The 1,350-nt window shown below is 53.3% G+C and carries 1 pseudogene; it reads left to right on the top strand.

Annotated features, from left to right (window positions below):
• Window positions 1-1,350, top strand: a pseudogene (locus tag FD38_RS13170) (hypothetical protein); the annotation flags it as partial.

The raw sequence follows: 1,350 nt of genomic DNA on the forward strand, positions 1-1,350 counted from the left end.
CGCCGAAACTAGCTTGAGTAATGCCCAAACTAGCGCTTCGGCTGACGCTTCAGCGGTAGCTTCCATCAGTGCTAGTGCCACTTCAAATTCGGAAGCCAGTGAGCTTTCCGAAATTGCCAGTGCGCAAACCAGCCTGAGTACCACGTCGCAAGCCATTGCGAGTGATTCCGCTCTGGTTTCGCAAAGTGCCGCTAGTCTGAGTGACGCGTCAACGTCGCAATTGTCACAATCGCTGAACAGTATCAGTGAACTTTCCAAGTCCACGACGACTCTGATTTCCGAGATTTCTGGTTCGGAAGCAAGTGTCAGTGATCGGGCAGATTCCGGCAGCGTTTCAACGTCAATCACCTCCGAATCTGAAGCCAGCATGAGTGTCGTTTCGGCTAGTGCTTCGGCTTCGATGAATTCGTTGAGTCAACAATCGGCCAGTGAGTCAGCGGCCCACGCTTCGGCGAGTGATTCGGCTAATACGTCGGCTAGTCAGTCGACCTCGATTGTTGAGAGTCAAGTGGCCAGTGAATCGGCCAAGGCTTCCGCGATTGTTTCAGCAAGTCAGTCCGCAAGCACTTCGACCTTTAACAGTCAGAGTGAATCGGATGACAATTCGTTGAGCCTAGTTTCAACTGAAATCTCTGAGAGCGACATGAGCTTGAGTCAACGGTCCGTTGATGACGGTAGCATCCAAGCTTCCTTGTCCGAATCTGAAACGAGTCTGAGTGCCCGGAATAGTGCTGATGAGAGCGTTTGGTCCACTGCTTCGCAATCCTTGGGCAGCTTGTCCAACTTGAGCGTAAGCAACACCAGTGCTTCTGAAGCCAGTCAATCCGCCGAAATCTCTAAGTCACTGCAAAGCTTGAGCGATGAAGGTTCCGAACCGGACGACAGCACGCAAGAGTCGTTGACCAGTTTGAGTCAACAGTCCTTGTCCGAATCTGAAGCCGTATCTACTTGGTCCGAACAGAGCACCAGCACTTCCATCGTGAACTCCGAAGCCAGTGCCACTTCAGCTTCCGAAGCTTCGCAACTGGATGCTTCACAAAGTGCCGCGGCTTCGCAATCCGAAGTTTCGGCCAGTGAAGCGGCCAGCCAGTCGGCTAGTGTTTCGACCGACCGGAGCCAAGCTTCCGCATCTGATGCCAGCTTACAATCCGTTCAAACTAGCGCCGAAACTAGCTTGAGTAACGCTCAAACTAGCGCGTCGGCTGACGCTTCAACGGTAGCTTCCATCAGCGCCAGTGCCACCTCGAATTCGGAAGCCAGTGAGCTTTCCGGAATCGCCAGTGCCCAGACCAGCTTGAGTACCACGTCGCAAGCCATTGCCAGCGACTCGGCATTAGTTTCGCAAAGTGC

Origin of the sequence: Levilactobacillus zymae DSM 19395 (assembly GCF_001434115.1) — a bacterium.
GTDB lineage: Bacteria > Bacillota > Bacilli > Lactobacillales > Lactobacillaceae > Levilactobacillus > Levilactobacillus zymae.